Origin of the sequence: Pedobacter sp. PF22-3 (genome assembly GCF_026239555.1) — a bacterium.
Taxonomy (GTDB): Bacteria; Bacteroidota; Bacteroidia; order Sphingobacteriales; family Sphingobacteriaceae; genus Pedobacter.
Genome location: NZ_JAPIVP010000001.1, coordinates 461,451 through 482,201 on the forward strand (window position 1 = coordinate 461,451; position 20,751 = coordinate 482,201).

The 20,751-nt window shown below is 38.4% G+C and carries 12 protein-coding genes; 10 read left to right on the forward strand and 2 right to left on the reverse strand.

Annotated elements, in window-relative coordinates; all coding sequences use genetic code 11:
- The first annotated feature begins 9 nt into the window (after positions 1-9).
- The 4 genes from OQX63_RS01915 to OQX63_RS01930 are packed head-to-tail and all read left to right on the forward strand — an operon-like array spanning position 10 to position 6,494.
- Positions 10-1,386: a DUF4960 domain-containing protein gene (locus OQX63_RS01915; protein ID WP_265849205.1), complete on the forward strand. Its 1,377-nt coding sequence runs from the start codon at positions 10-12 to the stop codon at positions 1,384-1,386.
- 31 nt (positions 1,387-1,417) lie between these two features.
- Positions 1,418-2,971: a glycoside hydrolase family 32 protein gene (locus OQX63_RS01920; protein WP_265849206.1), complete on the forward strand. Its 1,554-nt coding sequence runs from the start codon at positions 1,418-1,420 to the stop codon at positions 2,969-2,971.
- An 8-nt stretch (positions 2,972-2,979) separates the two neighbouring features.
- The gene (locus OQX63_RS01925) at positions 2,980-4,941 is read left to right on the forward strand and encodes a glycoside hydrolase family 32 protein (protein ID WP_265849207.1); all 1,962 of its coding nucleotides are present in this window, start codon (positions 2,980-2,982) and stop codon (positions 4,939-4,941) included.
- A gap of 35 nt (positions 4,942-4,976) precedes the next feature.
- Positions 4,977-6,494 (forward strand): glycoside hydrolase family 32 protein, encoded by a 1,518-nt coding sequence (locus OQX63_RS01930; RefSeq protein WP_265849208.1) that lies wholly within the window; start codon positions 4,977-4,979, stop codon positions 6,492-6,494.
- 318 nt (positions 6,495-6,812) lie between these two features.
- On the opposite strand, the gene OQX63_RS01935 is transcribed toward OQX63_RS01930, so the two are convergent.
- Both OQX63_RS01935 and OQX63_RS01940 read right to left on the reverse strand, forming a co-directional pair.
- Positions 6,813-7,643, reverse strand: a complete 831-nt coding sequence (locus tag OQX63_RS01935; protein ID WP_265849209.1) for a M12 family metallopeptidase — start codon at positions 7,641-7,643, stop codon at positions 6,813-6,815.
- A 329-nt stretch (positions 7,644-7,972) separates the two neighbouring features.
- Positions 7,973-8,428 carry a PA2169 family four-helix-bundle protein gene (locus OQX63_RS01940; RefSeq protein ID WP_265849210.1) on the reverse strand — a complete coding sequence of 152 codons (456 nt, stop codon included), beginning with the start codon at positions 8,426-8,428 and terminating at the stop codon, positions 7,973-7,975.
- A gap of 560 nt (positions 8,429-8,988) precedes the next feature.
- Between OQX63_RS01940 and OQX63_RS01945 the strand changes: the two genes are divergently transcribed.
- The 6 genes from OQX63_RS01945 to OQX63_RS01970 all read left to right on the forward strand — a co-directional run bounded on the left by OQX63_RS01945 (position 8,989) and on the right by OQX63_RS01970 (position 20,713).
- Positions 8,989-9,282, forward strand: coding sequence for a hypothetical protein (locus tag OQX63_RS01945; protein ID WP_265849211.1), 294 nt, complete (start codon positions 8,989-8,991; stop codon positions 9,280-9,282).
- Positions 9,283-9,473: 191 nt separating this feature from the next.
- The gene (gene infC / locus OQX63_RS01950; RefSeq protein ID WP_265849212.1) at positions 9,474-10,043 is read left to right on the forward strand and encodes a translation initiation factor IF-3; all 570 of its coding nucleotides are present in this window, start codon (positions 9,474-9,476) and stop codon (positions 10,041-10,043) included.
- Between the two features lie 775 nt (positions 10,044-10,818).
- Entirely contained in the window at positions 10,819-14,724 is a 3,906-nt protein-coding gene (locus OQX63_RS01955; RefSeq protein ID WP_265849213.1) for a response regulator, read from the forward strand.
- A gap of 254 nt (positions 14,725-14,978) precedes the next feature.
- Positions 14,979-18,305: a response regulator gene (locus OQX63_RS01960; RefSeq protein WP_265849214.1), complete on the forward strand. Its 3,327-nt coding sequence runs from the start codon at positions 14,979-14,981 to the stop codon at positions 18,303-18,305.
- A 220-nt stretch (positions 18,306-18,525) separates the two neighbouring features.
- Entirely contained in the window at positions 18,526-19,722 is a 1,197-nt protein-coding gene (locus OQX63_RS01965; protein ID WP_265849215.1) for a hypothetical protein, read from the forward strand.
- A 130-nt stretch (positions 19,723-19,852) separates the two neighbouring features.
- Entirely contained in the window at positions 19,853-20,713 is an 861-nt protein-coding gene (locus OQX63_RS01970; RefSeq protein WP_265849216.1) for a helix-turn-helix domain-containing protein, read from the forward strand.
- The last annotated feature ends 38 nt before the right edge of the window (positions 20,714-20,751 follow it).

Below are 20,751 nucleotides of genomic sequence, written 5' to 3' on the forward strand. Positions count from 1 at the left end.
TACTAGACAATGAAATTAAAGCAAATATTGAAAGCATTTCTAGCTTTTGTGATGGCCTTAACAATCCTGGGCTGCAAAAAGGATAAGAACAACGATTTTAAACTTGACAGCCAGGTACAACTGGTCTCTTATTCAATTAACGGTATTGCCGCTACTATCGACCAAAAAACGGGTGCTATAAGCGTTAATGTTCCTTTTGGTACAGATATTTCAAATTTGACACCTAAGGTGGAAATGCCAGATGGCGCAACAAGTTCCATGAATTTTAATAAGCCCATTAATTTTACCGGTGCCGTAGATTTCAGGGTAGTGAATGGAAATGTTTTCAAAGATTATTCAACAACGGTGAAAATTACCCCACCACTTAAAAGCGTTTCCGTAGGCAGCTTAAAGGCATCCATAAATCACGATAACCGTACCGCAACGTTAATCCTTCCTGATGGAACAGATTTATCTGGAATTAAACCTATAATAGAAGCGGAAGCAGATGTTGTGGTTAGTCCGCTAAGTGGCACTGCTCAGAATTTCAGTCAACCCGTAACTTACACTTTCACCAAGGGCAATTTTACAACAAGTTACCAGGTCACCTTTATCAGCAATTCTGTAAGCGAGTACGCGTTCCTCGGCACAGCAAGTTCAAGATCGACAATCACTAACCCTGATGAAAAAGCAGCAAGTGACTGGTTTTTTGCCACCTACCCTACTGCAGACTATATTTCTTTTGGCGCATTGGAAACCGGAAAGCGTCTTTCTAATTATAAAGTGATCTGGTGGCATTACGATTCTGCACAGGATCTCCCTGCTCAGGCATTGAGTACTGCTAGTTTGAATGCGCTGAAAACCTACCGTAGCGCAGGTGGAAGTTTACTATTAACATCTTTTGCCGGCAGATATGTGGAAGCATTGGGCTTAGTGCCAGCAGGTAAAGGGCCAAATAACGTTTTTGGCGACTTTCTTCCTAACGGCTTTATCGAAAATGGTAGCGATTGGGGTATCTCTTTCAAAGGCAAGGAATCACATCCCATCTTTCAGGGGCTGGAGACCTATGAAACCGGGAAAGCCAACCTTTTACAAAAAGGAACATTCAGGCTTAACCATACAGCCTGGTGGTTTCTTCCAGACTGGGGAGGTTACACAAATGGTGCGGGATGGCGCCAGCAAACAGGTGGCATAAACCTCGCATCTGAAGCATGGGACGATAACCTTGACGGACGCGTTGGTATTGCGGAATGGCCTCAGACAAATGGTCCTGGAAATGTAGTCGTAATCACTTTTGGTGCCTATGATTGGTATTCTGAACCTCAAAATGGTGCATCTACCAATAACAGGTTTATCACAAATATTCGCAGAATCACCAAAAATGCGATCGACTATCTAAAAAAATAAATTCACAATCAAATAATGACATCATATGGCATTGAAAAGAATATTATTAGCAGGAATGGCGGTTTCGCTCTTCCTGTCTTGCACCAAAGAAAAAACATACGCCCCGGCGGAGCCTTTTAGCGAAGAGAAATTCAACATCTTCCCGAAACCACAAATCAGCCCTAATTCAACTACAGGTCAATCAACAGGCTGGGTTGGCGATGTGATGCCCAGCTATGTGAACGGGCAGTTTGAACTGTTTTTTCTGCATGATGATCCGGATCAGGTGAAGCAAAGTAGTGCTGGTCAGCATGCTATCCACAAACTAAGCTCCAAAAACCTGCTCGATTTCAGCTATGATGGCGAGATTATTCCGTATGGCAATAAATCGACACAAGATAACCTCATTGGCACAGGCTCTATGGTAAAGGCTGGAAATACAAATTACTTTTTCTATACAGGTTATAATGCAAACAACAGTTGGTTGCAGAATACCAACAGTGCATTTGTAACGGGCAACACCCGCGAAGCGATTATGTATGCCACCAGCAGCACAACTACAGGGTGGACAAAAAAGCCTGGTTTTGCGCTTAAAGCACCAGACGGCTATGCAACAACAGACTTTAGGGATCCGTATGTATTCTATAACACGGAATTTTCTACCTACTGGATGATGGTGAGTGCTCAAAAAGACAACAAAGGTGTAATTCTCGTTTACACCAGCAGCGATCCGGCAAGTGATAACTGGCAATTAAGAGGGCCTCTATCGGTTGAAGGTGATTACCTGATGCTCGAATGTGCGGATGTTTTTAAAATTGATGACAAGTATTTTATGCTTTTTGCAGAAGACTGGAGTTCAACGCCTGGAACCCATTACAGGGTTGCATCGTCTTCAGCTGGGCCATGGTTCAAACCAGCAGACGGAATGGATATGTTTGACGGGCATCAGTTTTATGCCGGTAAAACAGCTAGTAATGGTACTGAACGTTATGCCTTCGGTTTTGCTCACCGCCGCAATCCGGAAAACGACAATGGTGTTCGCACCTGGGGAGGAAACCTCATCAGTCAGCAAATTACTAAGCTGGGCAACGATAAGCTTGCAGTAAAAGCCCCAAGTAGCGTGAAAAGTTATTTCAGTAAAGATGCAGATGCTATGGTGAGCGCTCAGATCGGCACCGTTAGCGGATCGGCTGGTAACTATACCCTAACCGGAACCTCTTCAGCTTCAGGATACAGGTTTGCAGCGCTAAACGGAACAACTATGGTTAAAGGAAAATTATCTTTAAGCAATCTTAACGGAACAGCCTCCTTAAACTTTAATGCAAAAACTGATCTGAGCGGATCCTACCAGATCAGGTTCGAACCGGCATCAAATCGCATTGCCGCCTACAATAATGGCCAGGAAGTTACCCGCGTTCCATTTGTTTTCGAACAGGGAAAAACATACGACTTTAGTATTATCGTGGATGGATCGATAATCGTACTTTATCTTAACGATCAGGTTGCACTAACAAACAGAAGCTATAGTGCAAAAGGAACGCCATGGTCATTGACTGCTAACAATTTAGAGGTAAAAGTTACTAATTTGAAAGTATCAACCCATTAATTCCCTAAATGATGAGCATTAAATTTGATTATAGGATTGATTTGAGGTATATCCTCGGACTGTTTTTATTGGTGGGTGGATGCGTACATGCACAGGAAATCGATAGAAAAGCACAGGAATACCGACCTATGTATCATTTCAGTCCGGCAAAAGGATGGATGGGCGACCCGGATGGACTGGTTCATTACAATAACACTTATCATCTTTTTTGGTGGGGCCATGCCGTTTCAAATGATCTGGTTCACTGGCAGGAAATGCCCAGACCCATGAAAGAAGGAATGGGATTTTCTTACTTCAGCGGGTCGGTGGTTGTAGACAGAATGAACACCGGAGGATTTGGAAAGAACAGTATGATCGCTTTCTATACCAAACACCTTCCCGGGGATTCACTTCCTGAAACACAAGCCATTTCCATCAGTAACAATGAGGGACAAAGTTTTGACTATTACCATGGAAATCCGATTCTGGATATCAATAAAGTGTTTTTCAGGGATCCACAGGTTTTCTGGTATGAACAGGATAAAAGCTGGAAGATGGTCGTTTCCAGACCTGATGTGCAGCAGGTTCATATTTATCAATCATCAGACCTCAAAAACTGGACTTTTTGCAGCAGCTTTGAAGGCTTAGGAGCAAAAAATTCATTTTGGGAATGCCCTGATCTTTTCGAACTCCCAATTGAAGGAAGCAATAAGAAGAGATGGGTGCTCATCATAGGAAGAGGTCCGAATCGGGTACAGTATTTTGTGGGTGACTTTAACGGACAGACTTTTGTAACAGATAAAAAACTTGCAGATTACCTTAGTGTTGGAAAAGGCATTAATGGATCTGTTTTTGAAGATTTTGAGGGCAAAAATTCAAAATGGCCGAAGTTTCAGGAAGAGCGTGAAAACAAAGCATCTGGTGTGACTGATTATTTAGGTAAGCATTACCTCAGTACAGCAAATGTTACTGGGGCAGTTGTCCGGTCAAAATCTAAGCCTTTCACAATCAGCAATAAAGCTATTAATTTTTTGTTGATGGGCGGAAATCACCAGGATAGCACCTGTTTAAATCTTTTGGTGGATGGTAAGGTGGTGAAGACAACTCATGGTGATAATACCAAGGTATTTAAGTGGAATGGCTGGGATGTACGCCCCTGGATAGGCAAAAATGCACAACTGGAGCTTGTAGATTTGAGTAAAGATACGACTACCGGATTTATTGCTATCGATCATATCTTATTTTCTGATCAGTTAAGCAATCAACACCTTGAACACGCCCTGTGGCTGGATTACGGGCCTGATTATTATGCCACCAGAACCTGGAGAGATTATGATAAAAGAAATGGCCTGGCCGACACCGTTCATGCCATAGGCTGGATGGGAAACTGGGACTATGCACGCAAGGCGCCGTCAAAATGGGGAAAGGGCTTTCAATCTATTCCCAGGATGATGACTTTAAGAGAAACACCATCCGGATTTAGGGTTTTTCAGCAGCCTATACCGCAGCTCGCCCAACTTCGCGATAGTGGTATTCGTCAACAGTTACAGCTAAAAGGTGTTCAATCTATCAAAAACTTTAAGCCTGGTGTGAATTCTTATGAACTTGATGCTACATTCACTGCAGGAACCGCTAAGGCATTTGGATTTAACCTGCTCGTTGGTGAAGGCAGAAAACTGGAACTAAGATACGATCCACAGCTTGGCGAACTTAGCTTGGACAGGCGCAACTGCACCAACTTCATTACGGATACAGCCTTTACAAAATCGTTTGCAAAAAAGTATGCTGTACCCTTAGCTTTGAATAATGGTAGCCTTCGTTTACATATCTTTATCGATCGTTCTTCGATTGAAATATTCGCGAATAATGGAGAAAAGGTGGTGAGTGCCACAACATTCGCCGCTGACACTCAATTGGGTCTGGAAACTTTTTCCGAGGGTGGAAATACAAAATTAAATCTCCGGGCTTGGAAACTCAAAAGCATATGGTAAACGCTAATAATTTGAACATATTTTAACTTACAGAAATGGAAATAAAAAGAAATTTATACTTTGGTTTAATCATTGCATCTTTTTTTTATGGATGCGCATCGACAAGGATGGTACATCAAAAAAGTTCAGATACGGAACCCTATCGCCCAAAATACCATTTTACACCTAAAGCCCATTGGATGAACGATCCAAATGGAATGGTCTATTTGAATGGAAAGTACCATTTATTTTTTCAGTACAATCCCGACTCTACCGTTTGGGGGCCTATGCATTGGGCGCATGCAATAAGCAAGGATATGATTCACTGGGAAGAGCAGCCGATAGCACTCTACCCAGACAACCTTGGAACCATATTTTCAGGCAGCGCGGTCATAGATAAAGATAATACGGCGGGATTTGGTAAAAATGCGATGGTCGCAATCTTTACTCATCACAACAAGAAAATTGAAGATCAGAAGACAGGACTTCACCAATATCAAAGTCTCGCTTATAGTCTTGATGAAGGCAAAACCTGGACGAAGTACAAAGGAAATCCTGTTCTTCCCAATCCGGGTATCTGGGATTTCAGAGATCCGAAGGTAATGTGGCATGCCGCTACCGGAAAATGGCTCATGACCTTGGCCACAAAAGATCGGATCACATTTTATTCCTCTACTGATTTAAAAAAATGGAGCAAGGAAAGCGAGTTTGGCGAAAAGCTGGGTGCCCACGGTGGCGTTTGGGAATGCCCTGATCTATTTCCACTTGAACTTAATGGCAAAACACATTGGATACTCCTGGTAAGCATCAACCCGGGTGGGCCTAATGGTGGTTCAGCAACGCAGTATTTTACCGGCGATTTTGACGGAAAAACTTTTAAACCAGATTCTGACAAGCAAAAATGGATGGATTATGGCACTGATAACTACGCTGGTGTCACTTTTTCCAATACAGGTGCAAGAAAAGTGTTGATGGGATGGATGAACAATTGGAACTACGCAAACGTGGTGCCGACTGGTTCCTGGCGGGGTGCTACTACCCTACCCCGCGATTTATCGCTTAAAAAAGTTGGTGAGGAGATTTATCTTGCTTCGGCTCCTGTTAAGGAAGTTTCTAAGCTGGAAAAGGTAGTGTTTGAACGCAAAGAATTAACCGGAATTAATTCATTAGATCTTTCTGCAGGTTTAAATGAAGGAAAAGGCACTAAGATTGAAATGCAGGTTAATGGTACGGGTGACTTCGGCATCGAGCTTGGAGACGGAAAAAACCAGAAGCTTATCATCGGTTTTGAAAAAAATAAAGGCTATTTTATCGATCGCAGCAAGGCTGGTAATGGTCAATTTGAGCAGCAATTCGCTGAAAAGCATTTTTCACCGCGTATTTCAAATGCAGATTCTAAAAAAATAATCATTTTTATCGACGCTGCCTCGGTAGAGCTATTTGCAGACGATGGACTTACTGCAATGACAGAAATATTTTTTCCAATAGAAAAAAACATTTTACTCAAGCTAAAAAGTTCGAAGAAATTGGACTTAAAGATGATTAAAGTATCTAGAGTTTCCTCCACAAATTAAGCTTGACAATCTTTGTTATAAAATAACGTATGAGAAGATCAATGATGCGCGTATTTGTTACAATAGGACATCACCTGTGGATCCCAGATCTATTACCGCTGCCGGACACGGCTAAACAATAAGGTCATATCCTAAAACAGAATATTTTTTTCTACCAGGCACAATAAAAATTAGAAAGTTACGCTTATATACATGAGAGCGTTAATTTAGATTAAACGGGAAGCTGTCTTAAGATAGCTTCCCGTTTTTCATTTTTCCAGTAATGATTACCTGCTTCATCAAACATCAGGTTTTCAGCAAATTGACGAAGACCGAAAATTAAATACCATAAATAGTTTTCACCCAGCTGGCATCTTTGGTGGATGGGGATTTTGTACCAGTCCATGAATTATCGATCCAGGTAGAACCATCTAATCGTGTCGTGGTTGGAAGACTACTATTTATCGCACCATAACCATTATATGATCCATAAAGCATTATAGAACTGATATCAAATGTCGTCCCACCATAATTCATACCTGTAAGTTTATTATATCCGGCCTGAGCTGATGCACTTATATTATCCCATTTTACTGAAATGAAGGAGTCACGGTCTGCACGTAGCTGCTCGTGGTGTAATCCAATGGCATGCCCTAGCTCATGTACAACGATGCCTTTAGCTTCCGGATTTGAAAGATTCATCGTGGCCCCGCTAACATAGCCTACCGTACAATTGTTTGCACTCCCAGGTTGTATTGTCAGGTAGTAGCCGGAAGTTACAGCTTCGAAGATAATTCCGGATTTTGCCGTCCAGTCTGCCATGGCAGTTAATATCGTATTGGTCTGCGCTGTGGTAAATCCAGCGGCAAATCTATAGGAAACTTTATGGTTCGGCCACTTGTATGCACCAGCTGGTCCATGTCCCTCAGTTGTCACTTCTGGGAGTTTTGTGGTGATTTGTTCATCTGGGATAACCATATCGCCATTGAAGATATTTTTATCATTAATCCGCTCATAACTGATCAATGATCCCAAATAATAGCCCTGCCTCAGTTCTACAGTATTTTTTTCCGCTGGAACATTTAATACATCATTACTCGTTTTTTTACATGCCTGAGTTAGCAATAGCGATCCTGTTAGGAACAGCATAAACAATTTTGTGTTTTTCATAATATTAATTTTGTAGTTTTAATACTAAATTAATGTATTTTTTAATATTATAAAATTTAAACACCTTTTTGTTGACATCTTCAGGTTGCCAGCTGATTTTTGGTGAGTGAATCGAGTACAGCTATCATATCAAAGCATGTGCTGAGCAGGTTCAAAAAATTTTTCGTAAAGAACAGGATTAGCCTTACGTACTATTGATTTGAAATCATACAGTGGGATCTAAATTAAGTTATGCCACTATCGCTTATACAGGGTAAATTTTTAAAAAATTGGCCAACGAAAAAAGCCATCAATTAATTTGATGGCTTTTACTTAGAAAAATGAATACCTTAAGCGTGGGCATCTCTTAATGCTTTGATCGCATCATGGCTCGTATTAATGCCTTCCTGTTGTTTTAACAATACCGTTCTAACATTTTCGCCTAGCTCATTTTCTGCAAGTGCATCACGATATGCTTTTTTAATTGCATCTTCTCCGCGTTCACATTCCGCCAGGATGCTATGCCTGTCATCGCCACCGAAGGTTGCTTTAATATCAATCCAGGCTCTGTGCAGTGTTCCTAAAATAGTATTCCCATCATCAGGAGTTCCAGCATTTCTGCCCACTAACCCTGCAAGTTCTATAACGTTACTGCGGCTATCAGATGATAGTTTATCAAAAGTTGCCTTTAAATCAATGTTTTCTTCTTTTAGATCGGCAGCTGCTTTATCAAAACCATCTGCTCTATCATTGTTGATCTGAATCAGATCATTTAAGACTTCAACTGTTTTTTCTGTATTTTCCATAGTTTAATATCATTTTTAAATACAACAAGGGGGAGCAGAAATATGTTTTAGTGAAGCAAAATAAATCCTCAACATATATTTATAATTAACCAGATTCGTAATAATATATAGCAAACGCATATTGACAAGGTTCTATATGGTTATGAAAAGTTCAAATCAGAATTCAAAGCCAAAACCGACTGATTTGCTGTAGCTGTCCTTTTGATTAAAAAATCGTAAGAAAGCAATGTTGTCTAATTGATAGGATAACCAAAAGCTTTCATTCACGCCCTCATTAGGCCGCCCAGGTCAACCAGCCGAACTGGTATCAATAGTTGTACAATGTCAGAAAGTAATGCCAGCTATGCAGCCGGAAGGAATAGTCACCCGTAAAAAACTTAAGCTGTCGCCGGGAGAAGCATTCATCATCCGGTATCAGCTTAACTGAGTTTGATAAAAATTACTAAAAGTTCTTAATCGTTAACGCCCGGGTGATTCCATTCGGCACTTACACCAACGGCCATTTAAACACTAAATAAGATCTTTTTAAACTTTTTAGCTTTCTAATCGTCTATTTTTATATGATAGAAACACAAGAAACCTTTAATTTCACTACAATGCCTTTTATTAGCGGTATTTTAGCGCTGATTTTCGGGGCCTTTATTTTCATGTTCGCAATATGGCGAAGAAACAAACGGAGAAAACTAACTGGAATCAATGAGTTCACCTGTACGGACAGGGTGGTAAACACCAAAAGCACCGAAAAACTATTGCAATTTTTGGCACTGGTGCTGCTGATATCAGGTTTCATGCTCGTTACCTCCGAAGCGCTGAGAATTGAAGATAAGGCAACGAACGAAGTGACTACCAGCTAAATAAGGGATAGCATTATATTTAGACTTTAGATAGGTCATTAATGCCCGATCGGAGAAAAGATTAGCTTAAATGTACGGATAGCGTCATGATTTCTCCATCTGCCTAGCTTTCTCTCCTAAAAAAGCTATATTACTATTGTTATCCAAATTAACCGCTCTGTTAATAGAATTTTCACTAAAACTTTTACAATTTGGCATTAAAAAAAGCAGGATTTTACAGGGGGCCACGCTTACCCTTCAGAAAAAAAGAAGCAGAACATAAAATAAATGAGTTTATAACCGCACCAGAGGTGCGTTTGACGGGAGAAAATGTTGAGACCAATATTTACCCGCTCGCAGAAGCACTCAGGATGGCTAAAGAATTGGATTTAGATCTGGTTGAAATCTCACCAAATGCCTTCCCACCCGTTTGCCGGATTATCGACTACAGCAAATTTCTTTACGAACAGAAAAAGAAACAAAAGGAGATTAAGAGTAAGGCCAAGCAGACTATTATTAAAGATATCCGTTTCGGTCCAAATACTGACGATCACGATTTTCAATTTAAACTTAAACACGCGGTTTCGTTTTTGGAAAGTGGTGAAAAGGTACGCGCCTTTGTTCATTTTAAAGGTCGTTCTATAGTATACAAAGACCAGGGCGAAATCCTACTGTTGAGATTTGCACAAGGTTTGGAAGAGGTAGGAAAAGTAGAATTATTGCCAAAACTGGAAGGCAAGCGAATGTTTCTCACACTGGCACCAAAAGTCGGGAGAAAATAAAGAATGGCAATCTACATCTAAAAAATTTAAGAAGTAGCCCACCTCTTTTCAGCACATGTTTTAAGTCAGATGGCCGTTTTATCGGTATGCATTGGCTGGAAGCTCCGTATTACAGATTCCAAACAGCCAGGATAATAGCTTGAGGTTACGTTTGTGACATCCATCAATTGCCGGCTAGAAAAAGGAACGAAAGTATAACCCCTATACTTCTTGTTGACGATGAGCAATGGTTGATTTTATATTAAAATTGGTAGCAATACATTCCGCTACCAATTTTTATCCGATCTTTTAAGTTTACGTTTCTAAAATTCACTACAGTTTAGATTTTTAATGTTCCTGTAAGAAAAGTGGCTAAGGTTTTTGAATTCAATTTCCATTGTTTCTCTTCTAATACTTCCCCCTGGCCGTCTGGCAATTTATGCTCAAGAAACTTCATGCTGTTTTATCGACAACATTAACATTGAAATCATATACCGTTCCAATGATTAGTTTTGAGTTACCGGTGGCATCAATTAATACCTGGTAATTGAATGTCTTCTCCCCGCGGTTATCATTGAGGTATGGATATCTTTATCCCTGACATCCCAAACCGGAGCAGGTTCAGTTCCCGATATATCTTCCTGGTTTATTTAAAAAAGTTGACGTTTATCAAAATGCTTTCACAGCTGTTTTGATAATAATTTGCCTAATGGCATGGATTTATCACATGATAGCAGCGTAATAATCAAAATTTCTTTAATTTGTATCCACAATATTAACGAAATGACGCTACTATATGGATAAATACCCTGTTCCTGCCAACGAAGAAAGACGAATTAATAAGCTCAATTTTTTTAACCTTTTAAAGTTGAAGAAAGATCCACAATTTGATATTTTTACAGAAACAGCTGCGCTTATTGCCGATTGTCCGGCTGCACTTATCGCGATGATGGAAAGTGAATCACAGGTGATCCAAAGTTGCATTGGTCTTGATTTTGATTCCGTAGACAGAAAAAGCACGTTATGTCAATATGCAATTGCAAGTGGTAATGTTGTAACAATCAATGATACATTAGCAGACGAAAGATCATCCGAGAATCCACTGATATTGGAAGGAGGAATTCGCTTTTATACAGGAATCCCTCTGATAGATGATGAAGGATTTGCATTAGGCACCCTATGCGTTATTGACTATCAGCCTAAAACATTGACAGAAAAAAAAGTGACTGCTCTGCAAAAAATTGGAAGTGCTGTCACCAAGCTACTCACAGGAAAAAGAAAAGAGATTGATGCTGAATACTTTCAGCAGATCTTCAATATCTCCAATAATCTCATTTGTGTTCTGGATAACAACTTTATACTCAAAGATGTTAATCCTACCTTCGAAAGGGTTTTCCAATTTAATAAAACTAAAACTCCTGAACAGAATTTTTTAAAAGTTTTAGGTGAACATAATAGTGAATTGCAATTAATCATAAAAAAGCTGCCCGATGTTCAGGAGGAAGTTACATTTTCTACTTCCACAAAAATCAGTGATGGTTCAGCTATTATAGCAGAATGGTCCTTAAAACATAACCAAAACAATTCTGAGATTTTCTGCTTCGGCATTAATATTACCCAACAGATCGAAGAAAAACAACAACTTGAAAGTTCAGAACGGCGCTTTAGAAGCTTTTTTGAAAATGCGATTGGCTTAATGAGCATGCATGATATGCAAGGAAATATAATTTCAGTTAATGAAAAAGGAAGAAAAACACTTCAATATTCAGCAGAGGAAGTCAAAAAATTAAATTTAAAAGACCTCGTTCCCGAAAAGAACTGGCCTTTACTTGCACAGTATCTTGAAAGGATCAATGACAATAAAGAAGATCTCGGAACGATGATCCTAAAATCTAAGGAAGGAGAAAAAATGATATGGATGTATCATAATTTGGTAGAAACTGACACCCACGGAATGCCTTATGTTTTAAGTACAGCTTTAAATGTTACAGAAAGAATGTCTCTTGAAAAAGATTTGCTGTACACTAAGAAAATATTAGAACAGACAAATGCAGTAGCACAGGTAGGAGGTTGGGAAGTTAATCTAAAAACCAATACTGTTTTTTGGTCGCAATCTACTAGAGAAATACATAAAATAGACGACCCATTCCAGCCTGATTTTGGGAATGCATTGGGATTTTACAGTACAGAAAGCAGAAAAAAAGTAAAATCATTATTTGAGCGGGCTGTGCAGGAAGGAATACCTTTTGATGAAGAATTGCAGCTTATACCTAATGATGGAGTGATGATATGGGTAAGATTGAAGGGAATACCTGAATTCGAAAATGGGGTTTGTACAAAAGTGTTTGGGATTATTCAGGATATTGACACCTTTAAAAAAATTTATATCGAACTGGCTACACAAGAAGCTATGCTACAGTCATTTGTAGCATATGTTCCTATTGCGGTAGCAATGTTCGATAAAGATCTCAACTATCTTTCGGTAAGTAGCAGTTGGAAAAATGAGTTCCAGATGTATGATACAGATCTTATAGGGAAAAATATGTTTACTGTTTCACCCAATGTACCGGATGAAAGGAAGAAAATATATAGAGATGCACTCGAAGGAAAAGTGTACATAAATAGAGATATGGCTTTGGAAGTTCCTCATAAAGAAGAAATACAGCATTATAATATTGTGGTTAGCCCCTGGTATTTATCGGATGAGGTGATGGGGGGAGTTATTATTTCTGCACAAAACATTACGGATTCAGTAAAAACTAATGAAGAACTTAAAAATGCAAAAGAAATAGCAGATACGGCAAGCAAGGCAAAATCAGAGTTTCTAGCCAATATGAGCCATGAGATACGAACGCCGCTGAACGGCGTCATCGGGTTTTCTGATCTTTTGATTCAAACGCCGTTAAATGAAATACAAACGCAATATCTCAATTACATTAATGAGTGTGGTGAAAACCTGTTGAACATTATTAATGACATTCTTGATTTCTCTAAAATTGAATCTGGAAAAATGGACCTTCTGATAGAGAAGGCCAATGTTTATGACATGGTGAGTCAGGTCATCAATGCAGTTCTTTACCAGTCTCAGAAAAAAAATATCGAACTTCTTTTGAATATTGAACCGGGATTGCCTGATATAATCTGCCTCGATGAAACACGATTGAAGCAGATTTTGATCAATCTACTCGGGAATGCCGTGAAATTTACAGCACAGGGCGAGATAGAACTTAAAGTGGAAAAGCTGAATATAGACGATAAAAATATAACATTGCGATTCTCGGTAAGAGATACAGGAATTGGTATTCCTGTAGAAAAACAGCAGGATATCTTTAATGCTTTCACCCAGGAAAACAGTTCTATCAGTAAACAATATGGAGGAACCGGTCTCGGGCTTACCATTTCAAATAACATTTTGAAATATATGGGAAGTAATCTTATTTTGGTAAGTGAACCTGGGAAAGGATCTGTTTTCTTTTTTGATATTGAGATTCCTTTTGAAATTTCTGATCAAAGCGAAAATGAAATACCGAAAATCAACAAGGTTCTGATTGTTGACGATAACGAAGCAAACAGGATTATTCTTCAGGATATGCTTGCTTACAAGAATATAGATTCTAAACTGGCTGCCAACGGAATGGAAGCTTTTCAGCTGCTTTTAGCCGGTGAGCGTTTTGATACTATTCTGGTAGATTACCACATGCCGGTTATATCAGGGTTGGAAACAATCGGGAAAATAAAGCTACTATTTAAGCAGCGGAATGAAGTCCCGCCTATTGTTATCCTTCATACATCTTCTGAAGAACATGATGCGATCAATTCTTTCAAGAAGGAAGAAAACTCATATTTTCTGCTCAAACCCATTAAATCTGATGAACTGTACAAAACCTTGCGGCAGGCAATAAAAAGTTCGGTAAAAGAAACGGTTGCTTATAACCCATTGCCCAAAGCAGCACCTTCCCCGCTCATGACTTCGCCTCATGTCTTGCTTGTTGACGATAATCCGGTGAATATGATGCTAAACAACAGGATGATGGAATCACTGATTCCCAATGTAAGGTTAGTAGAAGCAACAGATGGTTTGCAGGCTTTGGAACAATGCAGGGGCCAGCTTTTTGATCTGCTGTTGATGGATGTACAGATGCCTGTAATGGATGGTATAGAAGCCACAAAGCAAATCCGGCTGCTACCGGAATACGCCGCAATTCCGATTATCGGGGTTACGGCAGGAAACGTATTGGGTGAAAAAGAAAAATGCCTGAATGCCGGAATGAATGATTTCCTACCCAAGCCTCTCAGACAAAACGATCTTTTGGAAATGTTGAAAAAACATATAGCTACTGGCGTTCAGGGATTACCTGAAGACCAGGTGCATCAAGAAATGTATTTGGATATGAATGTTCTAAAAGAGCAAATGGGTGGTGATGATGATTTTAGAAAAATATTTTTGAACCTAGTGGTAAAGGAGCTCTTCCAGGCGCAGGAACACTTGAAGTCAGGGATAAAAGAAAAGAATACCGCATATCTGAAACAGATTCTTCACAAACTCAGAGGAACTGCAGGAACCGCCGGATTGATAAAACTTGTGGAACAAACAGCCAGTTGGGAGAGCCGTATTGAAGACAACATGGATTATACTGCTATGGAGAATGAAATCATCCATGAAATAAACACAGGTCTACAATTAATTAAGAAGTTGATATAATGATAGGACGATAGTGATTTAATTGCTGAAGATGACGAACTTAACTTAAAAACGACAGAATAAGCATTCAACAACAATAGAATTTTATGAAAAGGATTTCCATAATCTATGTATTCTATTTTTATTCTTGTCAAAGATTAAATTATGACTTTGTTTGCATATTGGTTTCTAGATTTTAAAAAAAAGATATTTCCATAGTTTTACTATGCCGGGGAATTTCTCTGGCCATAACATTACCGTTAAACTAATTTTTGATGCCGAAAAAAATTATAAGAAATCTTCAGGTTGGAGTCGCACTGTGTTTATTACTTCTGATTGCGAGTTCTATAGCTTCCTATGTGAGCGTATATAAGCAGCAGAAGAACAGGGAAAGCCTTTTAAAAAGTAAGGAATCTATAAGTTTGGTAAAAGATATTTTAAATTTTCTCTTAGATGTAGAAACAGCTAATAGAGGATACCAGCTTACGGGTCAGGAAAATTTTCTTGAACCTTTCAATAAAAGCTTGAGGAAATATCCTGTACTTATTTCTAATAAAAATAGGCTGGATATTAATGATAAACATCAAATCAAGTTCATCAATGAACTCTTGCGTACTTCAGAAATGATTATAGAAGGGGATGTATTGCTAATTGAGAATCGTAGAAAGGGAATATCAATGACCTCAAAGGAACTTGTACAAAACAAGGCCGCTATGGACAGGTGCCGTATACTGGTTGAGGAATTTATAAAATATGAAGAAGTTCAGTTGGCTATCAAAAATAAAGACCTGAATAGATCTTCCAAATCGGCGGTTTTATTCATCATTTTCTCTGCAATTGCAGCCATTGTTGTTACATTTTTTTTCTACGAAAAAATAAAATCTGACCTTATCCGCAGGGATAAATTAGAAAAAGATTTGTTTTACACTAAAACAATTCTTGAAGAAACAAGCGCTGTAGCGCAAGTTGGAGGCTGGGAAGTCAATCTGAAAACTGGCAATGTTTTCTGGTCTCAGAGCACGAGAGAAATTCATAAAATAAAAGGTAATTTCCAGCCTGATTTAGAAAATGCCATCAGATTCTTTAAAGAAGATAGCAGGGAAAGGATGAAAAATCTTTTCGATAGAGCCTTAAAAAAAGGAACTCCCTTTGACGAAGAGTTTCAACTAGTCCGTTATGACGGCGTTACGATCTGGGTCAGAGTAAAAGGAATTCCCGAATTTGGAGATGAAGTTTGTAACAGGGTTTTCGGAATCATTCAAGATATTGATGCCTTCAAAAAAATGTTTCTAGAAGTTACCAGGAAGGAAGCCATGATGCAATCTTTTGTAACCGATGTTCCTATTGCTCTTGCCATGTTTGATAAAGACCTTAACTATGTTTCTGTAAGCAACAAATGGAGAGAAGAATTCAATATGAATGATGTAGGGGTTATCGGAAATAATCTGTTTACTGTATCTCCTGGCATTCCTAAAGAAAGAAAAATATATGAAAACGCCCTGCTGGGTAAAACCTACATAAACGGGGACTTTAAGTTAAAGGTAGCTGGTCAGCAGGAAATTCAGCATTACGACCTTAAAGTCGGGCCATGGTATCTAACAGAAGATGAAGTAGGAGGTTTAATTATTTCCATACAGAATATTACAAATGCCGTTAGGATAAATGAGGAATTGAAAAATGCAAAAGAAATAGCGGATACGGCAAGTAAGGCAAAATCAGAGTTTCTAGCCAATATGAGCCATGAGATACGAACGCCGCTGAACGGCGTCATCGGGTTTTCTGATCTTTTGATTCAAACGCCGTTAAATGAAATACAAACGCAATATCTCAATTACATTAATGAGTGTGGTGAAAACCTGTTGAACATTATTAATGACATTCTTGATTTCTCTAAAATTGAATCTGGAAAAATGGACCTTCTGATAGAGAAGGCCAATGTTTATGACATGGTGAGTCAGGTCATCAATGCAGTTCTTTACCAGTCTCAGAAAAAAAATATCGAACTTCTTTTGAATATTGAACCGGGATTGCCTGATATAATCTGCCTCGATGAAACACGATTGAAGCAGATTTTGATCAATCTACTCGGGAATGCCGTGAAATTTACAGCACAGGGCGAGATAGAACTTAAAGTGGAAAAGCTGAATATAGACGATAAAAATATAACATTGCGATTCTCGGTAAGAGATACAGGAATTGGTATTCCTGTAGAAAAACAGCAGGATATCTTTAATGCTTTCACCCAGGAAAACAGTTCTATCAGTAAACAATATGGAGGAACCGGTCTCGGGCTTACCATTTCAAATAACATTTTGAAATATATGGGAAGTAATCTTATTTTGGTAAGTGAACCTGGGAAAGGATCTGTTTTCTTTTTTGATATTGAGATTCCTTTTGAAATTTCTGATCAAAGCGAAAATGAAATACCGAAAATCAACAAGGTTCTGATTGTTGACGATAACGAAGCAAACAGGATTATTCTTCAGGATATGCTTGCTTACAAGAATATAGATTCTAAACTGGCTGCCAACGGAATGGAAGCTTTTCAGCTGCTTTTAGCCGGTGAGCGTTTTGATACTATTCTGGTAGATTACCACATGCCGGTTATATCAGGGTTGGAAACAATCGGGAAAATAAAGCTACTATTTAAGCAGCGGAATGAAGTCCCGCCTATTGTTATCCTTCATACATCTTCTGAAGAACATGATGCGATCAATTCTTTCAAGAAGGAAGAAAACTCATATTTTCTGCTCAAACCCATTAAATCTGATGAACTGTACAAAACCTTGCGGCAGGCAATAAAAAGTTCGGTAAAAGAAACGGTTGCTTATAACCCATTGCCCAAAGCAGCACCTTCCCCGCTCATGACTTCGCCTCATGTCTTGCTTGTTGACGATAATCCGGTGAATATGATGCTAAACAACAGGATGATGGAATCACTGATTCCCAATGTAAGGTTAGTAGAAGCAACAGATGGTTTGCAGGCTTTGGAACAATGCAGGGGCCAGCTTTTTGATCTGCTGTTGATGGATGTACAGATGCCTGTAATGGATGGTATAGAAGCCACAAAGCAAATCCGGCTGCTACCGGAATACGCCGCAATTCCGATTATCGGGGTTACGGCAGGAAACGTATTGGGTGAAAAAGAAAAATGCCTGAATGCCGGAATGAATGATTTCCTACCCAAGCCTCTCAGACAAAACGATCTTTTGGAAATGTTGAAAAAACATATAGCTACTGGCGTTCAGGGATTACCTGAAGACCAGGTGCATCAAGAAATGTATTTGGATATGAATGTTCTAAAAGAGCAAATGGGTGGTGATGATGATTTTAGAAAAATATTTTTGAACCTAGTGGTAAAGGAGCTCTTCCAGGCGCAGGAACACTTGAAGTCAGGGATAAAAGAAAAGAATACCGCATATCTGAAACAGATTCTTCACAAACTCAGAGGAACTGCAGGAACCGCCGGATTGATAAAACTTGTGGAACAAACGGCCAGTTGGGAGAGCCGTATTGAAGACAACATGGACTATACTGCTATGGAGAATGAAATCATCCATGAAATAAAGACAGGTCTACAATTAATTAAGAAGTTGATATAATGATAGGACAATGAAGATAACCAACTTATTTTAAAAAGATAGTGTATAAATTATTGAAAGAAGTACCCCGAGTAATCATTGAATTTGAAATTACCAATGTACACTATTCCATTATTTTAATTTCCATCAATAACAGTTAGCTTATTGATTTGTTAATTACCATTACTATAAAAATAGTTATTTTCACAGGAATAATTTTATTGCAATTATGAACAAAAAAATGAGATCATTTTTGATCAAATCTGTCATCGTATTAGTACTAATACATTTAGCCTATTTCCTGTATGGTTATTTTAAGTTTACAGGCATTAGAGAAATCGATGTTTATACAGAGTTTTACCGTTTCAAGTTTTATGATGACGTATCTATTTCACATTTTTTTGTAACTGGTTTATTTTTATTAACTGTTCTTATTCTACTCATACGGAATCATTCCAAAGAAAAGTACAGCGCACTAAATCTAATTAAAATAGGCACTGCTCTGCTTTTCATCGTGTTCTTATCCTTAACCTTCTTTATGAGTTATAGTTTCGGGATGAATGCCAAACTTAAGCACGAATTATCAGCGAAAAATTTCAATGCGGATAAAAAGCTGTTAAATGTTTTGAATCCATTTTTATACCCTGGCTCACACTATAATTCAGAAACACTATCAGAAACACTATTTAATGTAACCAATATTCTTTATCCAAAGCCCTATCCGGTAATGGAGGTAACGGATACTGTTTTTTATGATCCGGCAGATAAGCAATATTTTAGTCTGCAATCTGAATATTATAGCATCGATACTTTGAAAATGCTGACCACAGGTTATGAAAAGCTGAAAAGCGCGGCCAATTCTGTTAATGAGTTACTAGGCTTTGATCAGCAAGAATTACAGAAAAGAATCATTTCAAAAAACATCAGAAAGGACAGTATTGAAATTATATTCAGAGGAGCTGAAGTCAACCCTAAATATGATGATGATATTTGTATTTTTCTTGAAAATAAAACGTTAATCAGTCCAATATATGGCGAAGATATAGTAAAACAACAGCGTCAAAATGCGATAGACCGATACAAACTACTCTATAAGTTAAACCAGGATTCATTACTTCAATCGTTTAAAAAGCTGGATTCATTATTGAAAAGATACCATGTAGAATCTTCAATTAATCCAGCAAACCTCACACAGGATGTATTCCGTTTTCGGGATAAAGATCAGGATCAGCTAGGCCAGATCAGGAACAATTTTAACCGAAATGCACTGATTGAAAAAATTAAAATTTTGAACCGGCTGTTTTATCAGCCAAGATTTTTTCATTCATCCATCAGAGAGATTTTCTTTATCGTACTATTTTCAACCTGGCTCTTTGGATTTGCAATTTTTGTGATTTCAACTTATTTACGAAGACCAAAGCAAAACGCATTAAAGTAGTAAAATTTTGTAAGGTTAGTTTACAAAAGAAAAGGATTGGTTTATATTCACTTCGCATTCGGTTTTAATCAATAATTTAGTCTCGACAAATTTCCTTTATGAAAGAGTTATAGCGCAAGCCTGGAGAAATATGGAGAAAAATCTGTTAAAAACCATCATTGTAAAACCTGAAAACATAGTGTTAAAGCAGTATGTTGAATATTTTCTTTTCTTACAGAAAAACGATGGTATACCCGTTCAATATAGTACCTTTCCTAACAATAATTTGTGTCTGGCTATTTATCGGCATAATCATGTCGACTATCAGCGTGATGAAAAAGTTAATCATTGCATCATTAAAACGGGCAAGAAAGAATTTACCAGCCGAATTTATGGCTTCCACAACATGCCTTTTAAGGTGGATATTCAGCAGGAACTCAATCAGATTTGTGTGATCTTCCATCCTGCCGCTTTAAAAGCTTTTACCCGGGTAGATTTTGATGAGATATGCTATACCGACCAGATGTTTGAACAATTGTTTCAGCCAAATGATAAATATTTTCTTGAGCAACTTTTCGATGAGCCTGATCCCGCACAACAAGCCAGAAAGCTTGAAAGATTGTTATTGAATGAACTTGAAGAAAATCGCATATCAAAAATTCAGGAAGCACTTTACCATTTGTCAATAGCTCAGCTAAATAACCCAAATATGAGTGTAGACATGCTTTGTCAAAAACTTGGCATTAGCGATACTACCCTCTTCAGGATTTTTAAAAACAGTTTGGGACAAAACCCTCAGAAATACATCAAAACCGTTCGTTTTAGGAAAGCATTAAAAGATCTAATGAATACACCAGATCCACTCACTACTGTCGCATTACGTCATCATTATTATGACCAGGCCCATTTTATTAAAGATTTTAAAACATTTACAGGTTATTCTCCCAAAAAATTACTCAAGGCTGTATCTGTACAGCAGCAATCACTAGCCTGGATTTACCAGGAAAAGTAAGGTGAATGATTTTTACAATTTCTTCTGCCTGCAATCTT